11 protein-coding genes are annotated in these 16,890 nt (G+C 36.5%); 8 read left to right on the top strand and 3 right to left on the bottom strand.

What is annotated here, in order from left to right; genetic code table 11:
* Positions 1 to 12: 12 nt before the first annotated feature.
* Positions 13 to 3,141, bottom strand: a complete 3,129-nt coding sequence (locus A8B35_RS08285; RefSeq protein ID WP_075602663.1) for a SusC/RagA family TonB-linked outer membrane protein — start codon at positions 3,139 to 3,141, stop codon at positions 13 to 15.
* Positions 3,142 to 3,436: 295 nt separating this feature from the next.
* The gene (locus A8B35_RS08280; protein WP_075602662.1) at positions 3,437 to 6,334 is read right to left on the bottom strand and encodes a helix-turn-helix and ligand-binding sensor domain-containing protein; all 2,898 of its coding nucleotides are present in this window, start codon (positions 6,332 to 6,334) and stop codon (positions 3,437 to 3,439) included.
* Between the two features lie 143 nt (positions 6,335 to 6,477).
* On the opposite strand from A8B35_RS08280, the gene A8B35_RS08275 reads away from it, so the two are divergent.
* From A8B35_RS08275 to A8B35_RS08245, 8 genes are all read left to right on the top strand, one after another.
* Complete coding sequence (locus A8B35_RS08275; protein ID WP_075602661.1) at positions 6,478 to 7,683, top strand: multidrug effflux MFS transporter; 1,206 nt, start codon at positions 6,478 to 6,480, stop codon at positions 7,681 to 7,683.
* Between the two features lie 120 nt (positions 7,684 to 7,803).
* Positions 7,804 to 9,948, top strand: a complete 2,145-nt coding sequence (locus tag A8B35_RS08270) for a cation:dicarboxylate symporter family transporter (RefSeq protein ID WP_075602660.1) — start codon at positions 7,804 to 7,806, stop codon at positions 9,946 to 9,948.
* Positions 9,949 to 10,774: 826 nt separating this feature from the next.
* Positions 10,775 to 10,936 carry a hypothetical protein gene (locus A8B35_RS23280; protein WP_171973174.1) on the top strand — a complete coding sequence of 54 codons (162 nt, stop codon included), beginning with the start codon at positions 10,775 to 10,777 and terminating at the stop codon, positions 10,934 to 10,936.
* Between the two features lie 187 nt (positions 10,937 to 11,123).
* Entirely contained in the window at positions 11,124 to 11,510 is a 387-nt protein-coding gene (locus A8B35_RS08265) for a hypothetical protein (protein WP_139314844.1), read from the top strand.
* 49 nt (positions 11,511 to 11,559) lie between these two features.
* Entirely contained in the window at positions 11,560 to 12,594 is a 1,035-nt protein-coding gene (locus A8B35_RS08260) for a hypothetical protein (RefSeq protein WP_075602658.1), read from the top strand.
* Positions 12,595 to 12,596: 2 nt separating this feature from the next.
* A complete protein-coding gene (locus tag A8B35_RS08255; protein ID WP_075602657.1) occupies positions 12,597 to 13,400 on the top strand; it encodes a hypothetical protein in 804 nt (267 codons plus the stop codon).
* An 18-nt stretch (positions 13,401 to 13,418) separates the two neighbouring features.
* Complete coding sequence (locus A8B35_RS08250; protein WP_075602656.1) at positions 13,419 to 14,438, top strand: hypothetical protein; 1,020 nt, start codon at positions 13,419 to 13,421, stop codon at positions 14,436 to 14,438.
* Between the two features lie 2 nt (positions 14,439 to 14,440).
* Positions 14,441 to 15,661, top strand: coding sequence for a T9SS type A sorting domain-containing protein (locus tag A8B35_RS08245; protein ID WP_075602655.1), 1,221 nt, complete (start codon positions 14,441 to 14,443; stop codon positions 15,659 to 15,661).
* Between the two features lie 128 nt (positions 15,662 to 15,789).
* On the opposite strand, the gene A8B35_RS08240 is transcribed toward A8B35_RS08245, so the two are convergent.
* Positions 15,790 to 16,746 carry a biotin synthase BioB gene (locus tag A8B35_RS08240; RefSeq protein WP_075602654.1) on the bottom strand — a complete coding sequence of 319 codons (957 nt, stop codon included), beginning with the start codon at positions 16,744 to 16,746 and terminating at the stop codon, positions 15,790 to 15,792.
* Positions 16,747 to 16,890: the final 144 nt, after the last annotated feature.

Raw genomic sequence — 16,890 nt, 5'->3', positions numbered from 1 at the left:
ATCTTTTTTGAGTTAGAAAGTAATGTTAGCTCCAACTGAGAAAGTTCTTGCTTGTGGGTAAATCCCCTTATCCACACCAATACTCATATAATCGCCTGAAGCAATTTCAGGTTCGAACCCATCGTAATTTGTAAATGTTAATAGGTTTTCAGCTGCCACATACAGTCTCAATCGTTGTATGGCGATGCTTTGAAGAACATTTTTTGGTAATGAATACCCCAGTTGAATATTCTTAAGACGAACAAATGAACCATCTTTAATATATAAATCTGAAGACTTCCAGTTGTAATTATAATCAGCAGAAGTCATTCGAGGAATTTTATTAGAAGTTCCTTCTCCTGTCCAACGGTCAAGTACCCAAGTTGGTCTATTCATGTTTGGAATATCTCCACGTTGTGAGAAATCAAAAATATCATTTCCTACACTCCCTTGGAAAAACATATTTAAATCGAAGTTCTTATACTCAGCACCAAGATTAATACCGAAAGTCCAATCTGGCATTCCTTGCCCAATTTTAGTACGATCCTCATCATCAATAACGCCATCGCCATTAACATCTTGGAAAATCACATCACCTGGTTGAGCTGACTGCCCGTACATTGAATTGTACTCATCAGCTTGTGTTTGGTTTTGAAGAATACCATCTGTTTTATAACCATAAAAATAAGGGAATACTTCACCATTCTCTCCTTTTACATAGTCGCCAATACCAGCAGTACCATTGCTACTATAAACTATTTCTCCTGACTCGTTTCCTAATTCAATTAGTTTATTTCTAATTAATGAAGCGTTGGCTCCAATGCTGTAAATAAAGTCGCCAATATTGTTTTTGTATGAAATCTCAAATTCAATACCTCGGTTTTCCATATCACCAACATTCGCCGTAGGAGCTCCTAATCCAACATATCCTGGGATTGGTAGTTCCATTAACATTCCGTTTGTATTTTTTACAAAATAATCAAATCCGAAAGTTAAAGCGCTATCGAAAAAGCGTGCGTCAAAACCAATATCTAATTGCTCTGATTCTTCCCAAAGAACATTTGGGTTTGCAATACGCGCCTGACTAGCACCGTAGGCTAAGCTTTGGCTATCTCCAGCTCCGAAATAATAATTTTGTTGCCCACTCATTAAACTTGTGTAGCTAAAGGCTCCAATATTTTCGTTACCATTTCTACCCCAACTAGCACGTAACTTTAAATAGTTTAACCATTGTGGTGCATCTTCCATAAAAGCTTCATTAGTAATATTCCAACCGGCTGAGAAAGATGGAAATACTGCCCATTTATTATCCGGTCCGAAGTTTGAAGAACCATCACGACGAACGGTTGCTTGTAACATGTATCTTTCGTCGTAATTATAATCTAATCTACCAAAGTAAGAAGCTAATGTTTTTGCAGAATATCCGCCAGTACCACCAGAAACTCTTTCATCATCTCTATCAGCAGTACCATAATCAATATTGGCCTTGTTAGGATCATACTCTAACAAGTCAAAATCATTTCCTGATAAAGTACGGTAGGTATACTTTTGTGCTGATTGACCAAGTAATGCAGAAAAGTTATGTTTCTCATTAAATGTTTTCACATAGCTTAATGTATTCTCTAACTGCCAAGTGTAACCTCTGTTCATTGATGAACGAACATCACTACGAGTAATATCTTTACCTTGAGAAGCTAAAAAGTGAGGGAAGGTATAACCATCCGAACCCCAAAATGCTAAATCAGCACCATAACTTGTTTTGAACTTAAGATTATCGATAATATCTAGTTCTCCCCAAAAGGTTGCCACAATTTTATCTGAATTATCAAATGTATTTGTTGGCGCATTCAACATTGCTACTGGGTTGGCAATTTCTTGAAATCCACTTGGTGGTGTTGAGAAAACACGACCATCTTTATCAGTAACAGCAGTTGGATACTGTGCTAATACAGCATCAGGATCTTCGGCATATACTGGAACCAAAGGACTAAATGCTACAGCACTACCCAAAACAGAACCAAACTCTGAGTTTGTTTCAATGGCTGTTGACTCAACTCTAGAATATCCAAGGTTTACACCAACTCTAAATTTCTTTAAAAGCTTACGATCTTCTTCAAAAACATCATAAGTATTATTTGTTCTGATACTATAGCGTTCGTAGTTTGATCTACCATAATCACCACCTATGATACCCTCTTGATTAAAATAACCAAAAGACAAGAAATAACTGGCTTTATCACTAGCTCCACTAATACTTACTTGGTGGTTTTGAATTGGAGCATTTTTATTAAATGTTTCATCCTGCCAATTTGTTCCTTCACCAGCCGCTGCAATCTCTTCTGTAGAAAACATAGGGCTGTTGCCATCATTTAAAGCAGTTTCATTCATAATCGTCATGTATTCTTTTGAGTTTAATACATCACGTTTATTCCATGGATTCTGCATACCGTAAGAAAAGTCGTAGCTAATAGTTGCTTTACCTTTTTTACCTGACTTTGTAGTTACTAACACTACACCATTTGCAGCACGAGCACCGTAAATTGCAGCAGAAGCAGCATCTTTAAGGATTTCAACAGATTCGATATCTGAAGGGTTAAGGTAATTGATACCTCCACCAACAGCCATACCATCTACAATATATAGAGGTTCGCTATTATTAATAGTACCAACACCACGGATTCTAACTTTTGAATCTGCACCAGGTTGACCAGAACTTTGAGTTATCTGCACACCAGATACTCTACCTTTTAGAACATCCTCAACCCTGGCTGGGTTTGTAAGATCAAGATCCTCGGCAGAAACGCTACTTATAGCAGCAGTTACTACACTCTTTTTCTGTACACCATAACCAACAACCACGACCTCATCTATATCTGTAACATCAGCACCTAATGTTACATTTATTGTAGATGAGTTGACGATTATTTCTTGTGTTTGCATTCCGATGAAAGAAACCTGAAGCGTTTCACCTGTTACGGCTTGAATTGAATATTTACCATCAATGTTGGTAATAGTACCATTAGTTGTACCTTTGATAAGTACACTTACACCTGGTATGGGAAGTCCATCTGATTCACCAGTAACTGTTCCTGTTACTGTTAAATTTTGTGCTTGACTTGTTATAGCCAATAAAAAGAGAAAAATCCCTAAGACATGTTTCATAATAATTGGATTTTAAGTGACAATTGATTTTATGCAAATATTGCTCTCAATTGTTAATAAATGGTAATTTATCAAGTCACTTAAATCTCATTATACTACATATTACTTCTCACTTTTTTCTCATTTTAAAATTACCAAATATTTAATATAAAGCTATTTAATGTTCATCATAGTATTAATATATAATATTCACTTACCTCACAATTACAAATTTGCATTCGTTAACAAAAATTGGATTAGTTGTAATGTTATCCGAAATGAATTATTTCAATTTATCCTAAATTATGGAACTAAATTACATATCTGTAATATACTTATTAAGGTTTGTACCCTGCTCAATATTTAATTTCTGACGTAGTTTGTATCTATTGTTATCAACTGTTGGAGCAGAAATATTCATAAGCGATGCGATATCTTTTGAACTCATCCCCATCCTAATATAGGCACACAGCTTTTTCTCTTTAGAATTAAGGTCGGGATGACGTTCTAATAAGCGCTTCAAAAAGTCTTCGTGAATATGCTCAAGGTGCACTTCAAATATTTCCCAGTAACTTTCGCTATCAATATCCTTATCAATGTTTTTAATAAGCTTATTTACCTTTTGTTGCAATTGGCTTACATCTGTTACTTTCTTAATTTGTTTCAAGCTCTCCTTTATAGATACTAAAAAATCATTTTTATGAATAATGTTCATAGTTGAATTGGCTAACTCTTTTTCCTTATGCAATACATCGGTACGTAATTTATCATTACGCATTTTAATTAGCTCCTTTTCGTTGCGCAAAGCTTCATTCTTTAATTTCTCTTCTCTTCGTTTAAAGCGCTCTTGTTGTTTCAGTTTTTCGCGGGCTCTACTTACTTCTACCCTTTTGTTAAAAATAAATCCGAGCAGAGATGCCGTTAACAATATCAGTATAAGGTAAATGATTTTGGCTGTGTTGCTTCTATGCCAAGGCGGTTTAATAACAAACTTATAACTAAGGGTTTCTGATACCGTGCCGTAACTATTTTTTGCTTTAACATCAAATTGATATTTCCCTTCGTGCAACTGCGTAAATATACGTGTTGTATTGCGGGTCCATTCTGTTTCGTGAGCATCAACGCCGTGCAATTTTGATTGATACAAAACCTCCTGATCATCGAAATACGGGCTCGCATAAGCGATTTCAATAGTATTATCAGCAAAATTAATTTGAGGTATAGCTTGCTGTGTTTGCACTTTCTTTTGGTTTAGTGCAACCACCATGGTATCATTTTCACTTTTAAAATAGCGCATGTGCACGTATAGTGGTAACCTAAAGTTGTTGTTATCCTGAGTTGAGTAATGGGCAAAGCCATCTTCAATACCAAAAACGGCATTTGCCTGATCGGCAACAAATACATTTTCAAAACTTGAAACTAATTTCTGTTTAAGGTTTGTAAAAGGGTTTTCTATCCTTATGTAATTGCCATCTTCTAAAAGTCTTAATACACCCGTATGATTTTCGAAGAAGTACCAAATATTACCATATTTATCTTGTTGATAACTTAAAGGAAATTCTTTTGAAGGAAAGTACTTATTTAATTGTGTATAATCAGCAATCTTACCGTATTGATTGATATAAAACACCTTATCAGAACATGATAAAATGGTTTCTCCGGCCACAGATGAAACCACTACGCTGCTATTCTCAGAAAAATAATCTGTACTAAATAACTCAACCTTGTCAATCTCATCTAGGGCACTATTGAAACTTATTTTATATACTCCAATTGAACCATGTGATACCCATAAATTACTTAAGGCATCCCATTCGATAAATCGTGATGAAACATCAAAATCATTTAGTTTCTTATGAAAAACCCAATTGGCACCATTCCACCTCAATAGAATTAACCCGCTATATGTACCACACATTAATAGATTGGGATTATTAGGGACGGGTTTAAAATTCCAAACCCCTCTGATGGATGAAGGAGTAATTAGTTTAGATCGATTCCCATCTATTTCGAAAACACCTAAGTTATGGCCACAAAGCGGATTTGTGCCATTATTATATATTGACCACACCTGACCATCGGTCCCCTCAATCTTTTTAAAATCAGAATGTGTTTTTTCCGGATTAACCAGGCTCTTATTGTTAATGGTAAATAAGCCTTGGTTGGTACCAAAATACCAATCATCACCAATTTTACTAGAGGTATATCCTGTACCTAAATCAAAATACGAACTAATAAAAGTGACAGGTGCATTTAAAGCTATTCGAGCAATACCATTATCAAGTCCGCACCATATGTTTCCTTCAATATCAACAAAAACACCCAGAACAGTATTATTCTTAAGCCCCTTATCCTTATCGATATGCATTACTAGCTTGCCTTTTTTATCGGTAATTATAATTCCACTCTGTATGGTTCCAAACACTAAAAGCTCATTGGAATGAACCGTACCACAAAATACATTGGCTTTATCTAACATCTTGTTTGTAGGACTGTCCCATGGTTTTATTGTAGTCATATCCCAAACAAAAAGCCCCTCTTTCATGGTACCAATAAGTACTTCGCTATTGGAGAGTGACATCATGGAACCGATGACTTGTCCCTTAAACCTATGCCCACCTGATATGGGATATAATTCGAATCCTCGTAGCTCCATGAGACCTTCTTCCTCATCTTGAACAAGTATGGTATTGTTCACCTTAAAACAGGATATTAATATACTAGGGGCCGCAATAGTTTTAAGCAACTTATCATCTTTAATAATAGCGAGCCCTTGTTGTGAATGAAATATTATTTGATCCTTAATCTCAAGTATAGTCCAATAATCGCCTAATGTATTTAAGTTCCCTAAATTACTGTATGAATGATATACTAGGCTCTCGTTCTCATTATATGAGTAGTAACCCAACTCGCTAATAGCCCCAACGTATATTCGATTATGAGTTGCATAAGTACTTCTAACAATAGTGTTACCAGTATTTATGTATTTTCGCCAAGTCTCCCCATCAAATTCAAGTAAACCATCGTTATTAGCAGCATATATATAATTGTATTCTGATTGAGTAATCTTCCAGTTTTGAGTAGCTCCATTATACTGTCGCCTATTAAAAACTTCCACCTCAGCCAAGCCTATCTTTTTAATTTGCGCATATGAGACCACACCTATATGCACTACAATTAATGCGATGATATATTTAAAGAGATTATAATTCATACCCTTGCCAACTATTAGTGTTTGTAGTGTGAATATACAAAGTCGATTGATTCAAACAATTCTTTAAGGGGTGATTTAACATTTTTCGGTAACGTTAGTTGTTGACAAGCCGTTATAGGCTATATTTGTATCAAAATTATTTTATGCCCATTAAAAATATTCAACACAAAGCCATACCCTTGTTAACTGTAATGTTAGCAGCCTTAGCAACCCTTTCACCCTTAGCCATTGACACCTATTTGGCAGCTATGCCAATAATGTCGGATGTTTTTGGGGTACACATTAGCGTTGTTGAACTTACCATAACTTTATATTTTCTAGGATTCGCCCTCGGTAATTTTTTCGGAGGCCCTTTATCCGATTCATTTGGCCGACGTAGAATTGCACTGTTCGGTATTGCCTTATATGGATTATCCGCACTAGGCATATCCTTTTGTAAAGAAATAGAATATATACTTGTGCTTCGCGTATTCCAAGCTTTTGGCGGAGGATTTGCCACAGTTACAGCTAACGTTTTTATTAGAGACTGGTACGAAGGGAAACAGGTAGCTAAGATGGTAACCATTGTTAGTTTAATGATGATGCTTGCTCCGTTATTTGCTCCGGTTATTGGGTCTTTATTAATTGACTTTAAGGGGTGGCAAGCCGTATTTCACTTCCTATTTATATTTGCGGTAGTGTTATTTTCTGCCTTCTTTATTATTGTACCCGAATCGAGAAGTAAAGAATTGATTACAAAAAAAGTTACTCGAAACCAGATTTTAGATAAATACCGAGAGTTTTTCTCTGATAGACTATCGGTTATTCTGCTATTTGCCATAAGTTTTTCAATGTCGGGCTTATACATTTTCCTTACCAGTTCATCTTTTATCTACATTGAATATTTCGGTATCGACAGAAGTCTATTTCCATACTTATTTGGAGCCAATATTTTACTCAATATTTTATTATCATTCTTAAATACTTTTCTACTGAAGCGTTATCGCCCACGCTATATTTTACGAGCAGGTTTATTGCTTGAACTTATTGCAGGAATCATTATTCTAGTATCCGTATCCCAAGCAGAACCTGAACTTTGGTGGGTGTTTTCAGGCATTGTATTATTCATAGGTAGTTTGGGTTTGGTATTCGGAAATGGAACGGCAGTTATATTAAACATCAACCCCAAAGTAAGTAGCTCTGCCAATGCAACCATCGGCATTAGCCGTTTTTTACTGAGCTTTATAATAGGTAGTGTAATCTCCTTATTTAAGGCCGAAAATCTGATTCCTATCGGGAGCGCAATGTTTGCTTGTGCCTTAATTGCAAACATTCTGTATGCTAAAGCACTCCGCGAAGCCAATAAATAAATGAAGTTTAATACTTATTGTACTTTTTTGAAGCTGTAGTATTGCAAAAAATTCCTTATTTTTTGCCTTTCAATTCATATAGGGTTTAATACCCTGCATATGAGTTATAATTGTTTGCACATGAAGTTATCAACAAAGATATTATTAGGGTTATTATTAGGTATTGGAGTAGGTCTGTTTTTTGGAGAACTCTGTGAACCTTTACATTACATTGGCGATGGTTTTATTGGCCTAATGCAGATGACGGTTTTACCTTATATTATGGTAGGCATCATTGCTAACTTAGGTCGAATGTCGTTGGTTGATGGTAAAGACATGCTACTAAAAGGCGTTATTGTTTTGGCTTCAATTCTTGGCATTGGGGTGGTAACCTTACTATTCTTGCCGCTTATATTACCCGAGTGGACTTCAGGCTCTTTTTTCAACCCCGCGGTAATTGCCATTGAAGAACCCTTGAACTTTATTGATCTGTACATTCCATCTAACCCTTTTAGTTCGATGGCCAATAATGTGGTGCCTGCGGTTGTTCTGTTTAGTATATTTTTAGGTATAGGCCTTACCGGCATTAAGAATAAGGAAAAGTTATTAGACAATCTTGATATACTGGGTGATGCCCTTAACGAGATTAATAAAATGGTGGTAAGAATTACTCCTATTGGAGTATTTGCCATTGGAGCCTACAACGCAGGCACAATGACGGTTGAAGAAATGCAGCGCTTGCACTCCTACATTATTATGTATAGCCTTGCAGTAATACTGCTAGGAGGTTACTGGCTACCAATGCTTATTAATGTGACCACAGGCATTAAACCCTCGCGCTTGTTTGCAGTAACAAAAACCACCATGCTTACCATTTTTGCAACAAGTAAAATAATAATAGTACTTCCGCAGTTAATTGATGATATTAAACAGTTGATTAAAGAAAGTAAGCACGGCTTAACGGAGGACGAGGAATCTAAAATTGAGTTATTAGTACCACTTTCTTACCCTTTCCCAAACATTGGAACCTTTGTGGTTTTTGTATTTGTTCCGTTTGTGGCTTGGTACATGGGAAGTTCATTCGGATTGTTTGAGAACATAGCATTCGTATTTGCTACTACTCTTAGTAGTTTTGTGGCTCCGGTTACTGGTATTCCTTTTTTGCTCGACCTATTTAAATTACCGCAGGATATGTTTCAATTATTTGTGATATCCAGTGTTTATACCGATAGAATACGTGTGGTTTTAGGTACCATTCATTTAATAGCCCTAACCATAATAACTGTAAAATGGACCATTGGCAAAGCCGGAATAGACTTTGGTAAATTGATTAAAGGAGTAATAATTGGCTCTGTATTAACAGTTGGGTTATTTATTGGCGCTCGTTATTACCTAAAGGAAACCTTGTTAGAATCCAATCAGTACGAAGAATTCGTTCAAATGGAATTCAGAACTCCACACCAAAAGGCCAAAGTTATTACCGATGGCAACTACGCCAATGATAGCATTATTAAGTTTAGACGAAATAACTTACGCGATATTAGAGAAAGAGGTGTACTACGCGTAGGATACATCTCAGATCATTTGCCCTATGCATACCGAAACAACGAAGGGGAATTGGTTGGTTTTGATGTGGAAATGGCGCATTTATTGGCTGAAGAATTAGGGGTTAAACCCGAGTTTTATAGAGTTAGCTATGAGAACATGCCCTTGCATTTGGCTAAAGGAAACATCAACATTATTATGTCGGGCGTTTCAAAAACCATTGACATGCTTGAGACGAACGACTTTAGTATAACTTACCTCAACCAAACCTTAGCATTTATAGTACCCGATTACAACAGAAAGTTATTTGGCAACAGTGAATCTTTAAACAAGAAAGACTCATTAAAAATAGTGAGTGCCAATCCATATTTAACAGCAAAACTTAGTACGGCAATGCCTAATGGCGAGGTACTCAACGTTGCCAGTCCACGTCAGTTTTTTAAAGGCAATCACCCCGATGCAGATGCCCTACTATTTTCAGCTGAAGCTGGAGCTGCATGGACTTTAATTTACCCGTATTATCAGGTAGTGGTGCCACAGCCCAATATTGTAACAATTCCCAACGCATATCCCATACCTCAAAACGATTCAAGCTGGAAAGAATATGTGGATACATGGATTGAGCTAAAATCGAAAGATGGTACCATCGATAAACTTTTCAAACACTGGGTTGAAGGTCAGGGTGCCGAAATTAAAGAAAAACGTTGGTGCATTGCGCACGATGTATTGGGTTGGCTGTAGTTGCGAGTAAGTTTGCATTTCAGATTGAGATTTCTTTATTTGAGGCAATGGTATAATGGTTTATTTACCACTCAAACTCAAAGCACATGGAGAACCCGATGCTTATTGTTTAGGGTTTTAATATCGCTGTGCTGAATTATAGGTCAATCGAAATATACACTGTAATTAATCCTTTATGACCATTTTTAACTGTGGTAAGCTTTCGTAATAATGCGATAAGAAGAATTTACAGCTTGTTTAATGGTAAATCGCATTAAGAATATTGAATAATCATGAGGCTGAATGCGATCTCAAGGCAGTGTTAGATCTATCCTTAATTCGCTACTACACCTCAGCACCAACTAGTAAATATAATAAACTAAAACTTAGCAATAATAAATAATATCAGTACAGCTTTTCTGACCTTACCACATAGATACAGTACTATTGATAATATCAAGCAGCTTACATTTCACCTTGAGTTCCCTTCGTGCTTAGCAATGACGCAACATGGTAAACCAAGGCTTACCCCCCAGAACACAACTACTCAATATCAGCAACTTAAAACACTAACCACAATCCCATCGCAATAAAGCACATCTCATAAACATTCCCAATTCTTACTGAATTTCGGCTAAATAACCGCAAAATATTTTAACCAAAACACAATCTTAAATCATCAAAACCTACATACAGCCCAAATAATTATATGTTAATCAAAAACTCAAAATTCTATCATACCTTTTCACGCCCAAAATGAGATGAAAATTAATATTTATATACATTTGTGCCATCAAACAAATCCGAATTAACATTCAATTGTTAATTTGCACAAATAGCCTAAACAATGAAACTTAATTTTACCCAAATTAACACCCCTTTGTGTGTAATTAAAACACGTCAGGACATGCATCAAACTAACACCCAACTCCGTATTGGTGGTTTAACCCGTTCAGATATTATCCACTATAAACATACTTTTACAGAAGGAATTTGCTGTACGACTTAATTCACTTGCATATTAAGTGGCTAGGTAATGTTAACAAGGTACTACTTGCATAAATCTCTGTACTAATTATAACACATTATACTAACTGTGTTTACAAGGCCTTCCGCAATACCTGCAATGCCTGCTGCAAAGCTTACAATTTGTTCTGCGATGCTTGCAAAGCATCCTGCAGGGTTTACAAAGCACTTTGCGGCTATTACAAGGCATTCTGCTAAACGAAATTGATTTTACAGCATCACAGTTACGCCGTTCATCAGAGCAGCTTTTAATAGTGCGTGCCAGCAAAATGATGGAGCATGCCAATGCCATACAGCCAACAGCAGAAGCATTAGGATTAACCGTTGACAGAGCCGTAGCATTACAAAACGCCATTGATACCTTTAAGGAAAAGCAGACAACAGTGCGCAGTGCCATTGTAAACCGCCGAGATGCTGGCGAACAGATAGAAGCACATATAGATGAAGCCAATGATATACTAAAAGGCAAGCTAGATTTGTTAATGGAACTATCGCAAAACACTTACCCCGAATTGTATAACCAATACAAAGCATCGCGCGAAATAATAAATAGATAAATATGTAATAAGCCCGCTCAATATTTGAGGGGGCTAAAACTTAATTAAAATGAGAAAGTTAATAGCAATTGCTGTAATTACAGTAATGAGTACTTCTGTGTGGGGGCAAACCGGCACATATAAGAAAATTAAAGTCCTATGTGAATCTAATAATGGATTTGCTGATCCTATCAATAATTATGATCCAGTTTATATTTATCGTGCTGATGAAGTTCAAGATCGAGCTAAATTGAGGATTCAAATGGGTGACGAAAATACTTCTGATTTTCAAGTTGGATATGAAGGTTATTCAGCGAATTCTTGGACTACAAATTTTAATGTATCTGGTAAAGGTGTTGGTTATTTAAGAGCAATGTTAGGTGTAGGAACATCTAATCCATATGCTACATTACATGTAAAATCCAATAATGTAGCACTCAGTTCTACAAATCAACACGATGCAAATATGATTATTGAAGGCACTAGTAATTCAAGAACAACGAGTAATGGCGCGGCTTTAGGCTTTATTGTTCCTGCAAATTCGAACGGATCGAATCCTTGGCAGCAAGGTAGAATACTTGTTACGCCTGATAATACAACGAATGCAAATGCATGTGGAAGGATGTATTTACAAACTCGATATTTAGCTGGTTCTACTTGGAAATGGAGAGATAATCTGGTTTTAAGATCAAACGGAAGGGTTGGCATTGGCACTAATGCACCAACAGCTAAACTTGATGTGCGTGGAACCATTGCGGCTTCGGAAATTAAGGTTGAGCTAATAGCAGCCAACTCCACAAATATTAGTGGAACTTTATCTGCCGATAAAATTACGATTAACGCCAACGGCAATACTGCCGATTTTGTTTTTGCTGATGACTATAACCTACGTGAACTCTCAGAAGTAGAAAACTTCATTACCACCAACAAACACCTACCCGACGTACCCAGCGCAGCCACCATGGAAGAAGAAGGCGTAAACCTTGCCGAGATGAACAAACTGCTATTGCAAAAGGTGGAGGAGCTAATGCTTTATACCATTGAGCAAGAGAAGAAACTTACAAAACAACAAAATCAGATAAATCAATTACTTAAAAATAAATAATTATGAGAAAATTAATTTCACTAGCTATAATAGCTGTAATGAGTACTTCTGTTTGGGGGCAGGTTTATAGGAATGCTGCAAATAATCGAGACTACAACCACTTTGTAAGAACTGGTGGTGAATCTGTAGTATATATTAATCAAGTAGATAATGTACATCCCATCCTTAGGTTATCAAGTGGAACTGCAGAAGCTAATAAAAACATCAAGGTAACCGTTGAAAATAGTGGTAATGTAGGTATTGGAACAACTGCTCCAGATGCTAAACTTCATGTCCGTGGAGGTATTGCAATACAAAACCCAGGTTTAGGATATGATATAAGAGGTAATGCCAATGCACGCGCAGGTATAATATTTGGGAGTAACCATGCAACAAATAACTCTATGTTTTGGATCAGTCCAGATGCTTCTAGTGGAAATAAGTTACATATTGGTACAGGTGTTGGATATTCTGATAATGGGCTAGTCACAATTTCTGCATATGGGGGGAAAGTTGGTATCGGAACTACAAACCCAACGGAAAAACTTTCGGTAAACGGTACCATCCGAGCAAAAGAAATAAAAGTTGAAGCCACAAATTGGGCCGATTACGTATTTGCCGATGATTATGCCCTTAAACCATTATGCGAGGTAGAAGCCTTTATTACTGAAAATAGCCACCTACCCGATGTACCAAGCGCTGCAGTTGTTGAAAACAAAGGCATTGAGCTAGGCGAAATGAATAAAATATTACTACAAAAAATTGAGGAGCTTACCTTATACGTAATACAACAACAAAAGGAAATAAACGAATTGAAAAATAAATAAACTTAAACTTTTAACAAGATGAAAAAATTATTATTGATTGCCCTATTGGGTATAATGGCCATAAGCACATATGCTCAAACAAGTTTTGATTTACCAGGAGATGGAAAATGGCATCGCGTAGGTAAAGCAACTGGTGGACATGCACATTTAAAATACACCTATGCACAATATACTAGCAATAATCCTTCTTTAGCTACGGGCGAGTTTATATTTATCAATGCTAAAAATGGCGCAATACAAAACCATCATACTATGGGATATAGTGCATGGAATCAACCAATGTTTGCTATAATTAACACTGGTACTTATTCTGAACTATGGGTTAGAGCGAACAATGGTGTGCAAACTGGTAAATTTACTATTACAGAGAGTTCTCGTGTATTCGATTTAACTAATAGATCTACTAAATCAAGCATAAGCCATAACGGAGGCAGTATCTATGTGTATGATAAACTACCCGACAATGGGCATATCTTCAGAGGTACGATGAATATACATGGTGATATTGTTATGGGATCAGAATATGATGAAATCAGATTCCCTGAGAAACTGGGATATGCAGGTGGTATTGTAGGTGATGACCACCAGTATAAACGTTTAGCACTCTTCCATGGCCATAGTATTGCATTACAAACGGGCACAAACGATCCTAATTTTAGTAATACTAGATTATATATTGACAAATCAGGAAGAGTTGGTATTGGAACAACAAAACCGACGGAAAAACTTTCTGTAAACGGTACCATCCGAGCAAAAGAAATAAAAGTAGAAGCCTCAAATTGGGCCGATTACGTATTTGCCGATGATTATGCACTTAAACCATTATGCGAGGTAGAAGCCTTTATTACTGAAAATAGCCACCTACCCGACGTACCAAGCGCTGCAGTTGTTGAAAACGAAGGCATTGAACTAGGAGAAATGAATAAAATATTACTACAAAAAGTTGAGGAGCTTACCTTGTATGCCATACAAAAAGACAAAGAGGTAAAAGACCTTAATAAAAGATTACAAACTATTGAAACCCTACTAAATAAATAGATATGAAGAAGATAATAATCGTATTATCCTTATTGATATATACAAGTGCAATAATAGCTGGCTCTATTTCAGGGCCCAAAACAGAAGAGTTTACAATTAAGTCCGACAAAGAAAGTAGAGATTTTAGCGGTGATATTACATTAAAAAATAGTTCCTCAACAAAAACGAATTTTAGAGTTGGTTTTGAAGATTTTCAAAATGGTGTAACAAGCTGCGAATCAAATCTTGTAAACATAATCATTGCTGAAAACACAACATTTACAGTAACTATCTCTGGCATGCTCGACAAATATGCTGATGGAACTGTAACCATGGTTGTTTATAATGCTGACGATATTGTGGAATTTTCTAAAGAAATAACTATTACTTATACAAAAGAAGATACTGGAGATGGTGATAATGGTGACGGAAATGGTGAGTACGAATTTTATAAGCATGGTAATTATAAAATTACAGATCTTTCCTTGCAAAGGATTGGGCCAACATTGATTCTTGCACAATGGAGTAGACCTACATACTATTATGATTTAAAGTCAACTAGATGTCAAATAGAAGATTCAAAAACGAGTGTAAGAGATAGCAAATCTGTATATGATAAAGACATAGAATTCATCAGGTTTGAGGATAAAATTGATAATCGAATATACAAAGCTATAGCAAATCCAACATATAATTTCCATGATATCGGTACACAGTATGGAGCTTATACTTCGTGGGTCTCATGTAGTGCATCTATCGAAAATCACTTGCAGTTAAAGATATATCCTTTTGAGGATGTCGCCAGTTCAAAGTATATTGAAGCTAAAAGTAGCATAACATTAAAGCCCGGATTTGCATACTCTTCGAACTCAAAATCAAATCTAACAATTAAAATTAGTGATAGCTTTAGCACATTAAAAAATGCTAGTTCAGATGCAATTACAAGTGATTCAATAATGAGTGAGGAAATTAACATAAACCCATTAGACGCGAATCTACACTTAAATGAAGAAATTGGTTTTAATATCTACCCTAACCCTTTCAAAACTATCTTAAACATTAAACCAAATAGTTTTGATACTACGTATAGCTACCAATTACTAAGTATTAATGGAAGCACTGTACAACAAGGTACTACTGAAGGTGATTATCAATTAAACACGGGTGATTTACCAAGCGGTATATACTTTTTAATAATTACAGATAGCGATGGCAAAGTACACCGCCATAAAGTAGTTAAATAGTATAGGTTTATAGTCTCAATTAATAAGCTGCACTTAGCAATAGGTGCAGCTTTTTTGTTTTGTTGGCTTTACATTTTGCCTTGAGGTTCCTTCATTCCTCGGAAAGGCGTAATAAAGCAGATTAACAATTACCTCTCGTACCCTGCTTCGCAAAGCATTTCCCAAGCTTTTTCAGGAGTAAAGCCACGGTTGTTTTCGGTGTGGCAATCGGTATCGCGTGGGTTGGCACCCAACTCGGCATAAAGTTGGTTTATGCCTGCCAATAAGGTCATTTGCGAGGGTTCGTGTACATTCATTGAGCGGGAGGGGTTTACCACAATATTGGTGACTGCTGCAATTTTTGTCATTTCAAGGGTACTTAACATGCCTTTGTCTGCAAGCGGAGTTCCCTTAACAGGAGTGCGTCGCATGGCTGCCATAACAGAAATATTCAAATCGCGTGCGCGCTTTATCTCTGTCAGAATTTCTTCGTAGCTGTGCTCTGGGCCAATGGGCTCTATGCAGTAATATATTTCTAAACCAGCTTTTCGGGCGGCCTCTATGGTGGCTTCTCTTTGTTGGGGTTGGGCTTTGGTATCTATACCTTCGCGGAGGCGGTTGATGTGGTAAATACCAGTAATACCCGCTTCTACCAAGTCTTGTGCAGTTTGTGTATCAAAATCGCCTACATTGGCTACAAATTTCTGATCGGGACGTAGTAATGGTTTCAGCGCCTTTGCCATTTCCAGAAACTTACCAACGGGGTAATCGGCCGTAGCCATCAAAAAGAAATCGTCGAAATGATATTGCATTAAACCCTTTAGCTCAAGTTCCACATCATCAATGCTCTTCTCCCACTTCTCGCTTAGGGAGTAATGGCTCGAAGCCAAGGAACAAAACTTACAATCGATAGAACACGGCTGTGCATTAATACCAATTTGCGTAAACACATAGCCTTTGTTATTGCTTTTCTGTCGGGTTATGGCATTTGATACGGCAATGAGTCGGTAAAACTCTGGGCTTGTGGCATCAATGTTTAATAGTTCTAGTATATCGCTATCTGATAAGTTGTAGTTGTGGTTTTCTATTTTGCTTAGTGCTGTCATTTTGTGTGGTTTTAGTAGATATTTAATTTGTTGTTACAACTTGCCTTGAGATAACCAAGTTATTTTATTCATTGAAAATTTATTTGCTTTAATGCTTGCCTTGAGATTCCTTCGTGCCTCGGAATGACGAGGCGCAAAGGGTAC

It is taken from the genome of Saccharicrinis aurantiacus, assembly GCF_001660705.2.
GTDB classification, from domain to species: domain Bacteria; phylum Bacteroidota; class Bacteroidia; order Bacteroidales; family Marinilabiliaceae; genus Saccharicrinis; species Saccharicrinis aurantiacus.
The sequence above is the reverse complement of the archived record's forward strand: the minus strand, read 5'-3'. Positions and strand labels throughout refer to the sequence as shown.

Bases quoted from the DNA above. Each gene is read 5' to 3' on its own strand.
- A8B35_RS08285 (WP_075602663.1), bottom strand. From the start codon at position 3,141: ATGAAACATGTCTTAGGGATTTTTCTCTTTTTATTGGCTATAACAAGT.
- A8B35_RS08280 (WP_075602662.1), bottom strand. From the start codon at position 6,334: ATGAATTATAATCTCTTTAAATATATCATCGCATTAATTGTAGTGCAT.
- A8B35_RS08275 (WP_075602661.1), top strand. From the start codon at position 6,478: ATGCCCATTAAAAATATTCAACACAAAGCCATACCCTTGTTAACTGTA.
- A8B35_RS08270 (WP_075602660.1), top strand. From the start codon at position 7,804: ATGAAGTTATCAACAAAGATATTATTAGGGTTATTATTAGGTATTGGA.
- A8B35_RS23280 (WP_171973174.1), top strand. From the start codon at position 10,775: ATGAAACTTAATTTTACCCAAATTAACACCCCTTTGTGTGTAATTAAA.
- A8B35_RS08260 (WP_075602658.1), top strand. From the start codon at position 11,560: ATGAGAAAGTTAATAGCAATTGCTGTAATTACAGTAATGAGTACTTCT.
- A8B35_RS08255 (WP_075602657.1), top strand. From the start codon at position 12,597: ATGAGAAAATTAATTTCACTAGCTATAATAGCTGTAATGAGTACTTCT.
- A8B35_RS08250 (WP_075602656.1), top strand. From the start codon at position 13,419: ATGAAAAAATTATTATTGATTGCCCTATTGGGTATAATGGCCATAAGC.
- A8B35_RS08245 (WP_075602655.1), top strand. From the start codon at position 14,441: ATGAAGAAGATAATAATCGTATTATCCTTATTGATATATACAAGTGCA.
- A8B35_RS08240 (WP_075602654.1), bottom strand. From the start codon at position 16,746: ATGACAGCACTAAGCAAAATAGAAAACCACAACTACAACTTATCAGAT.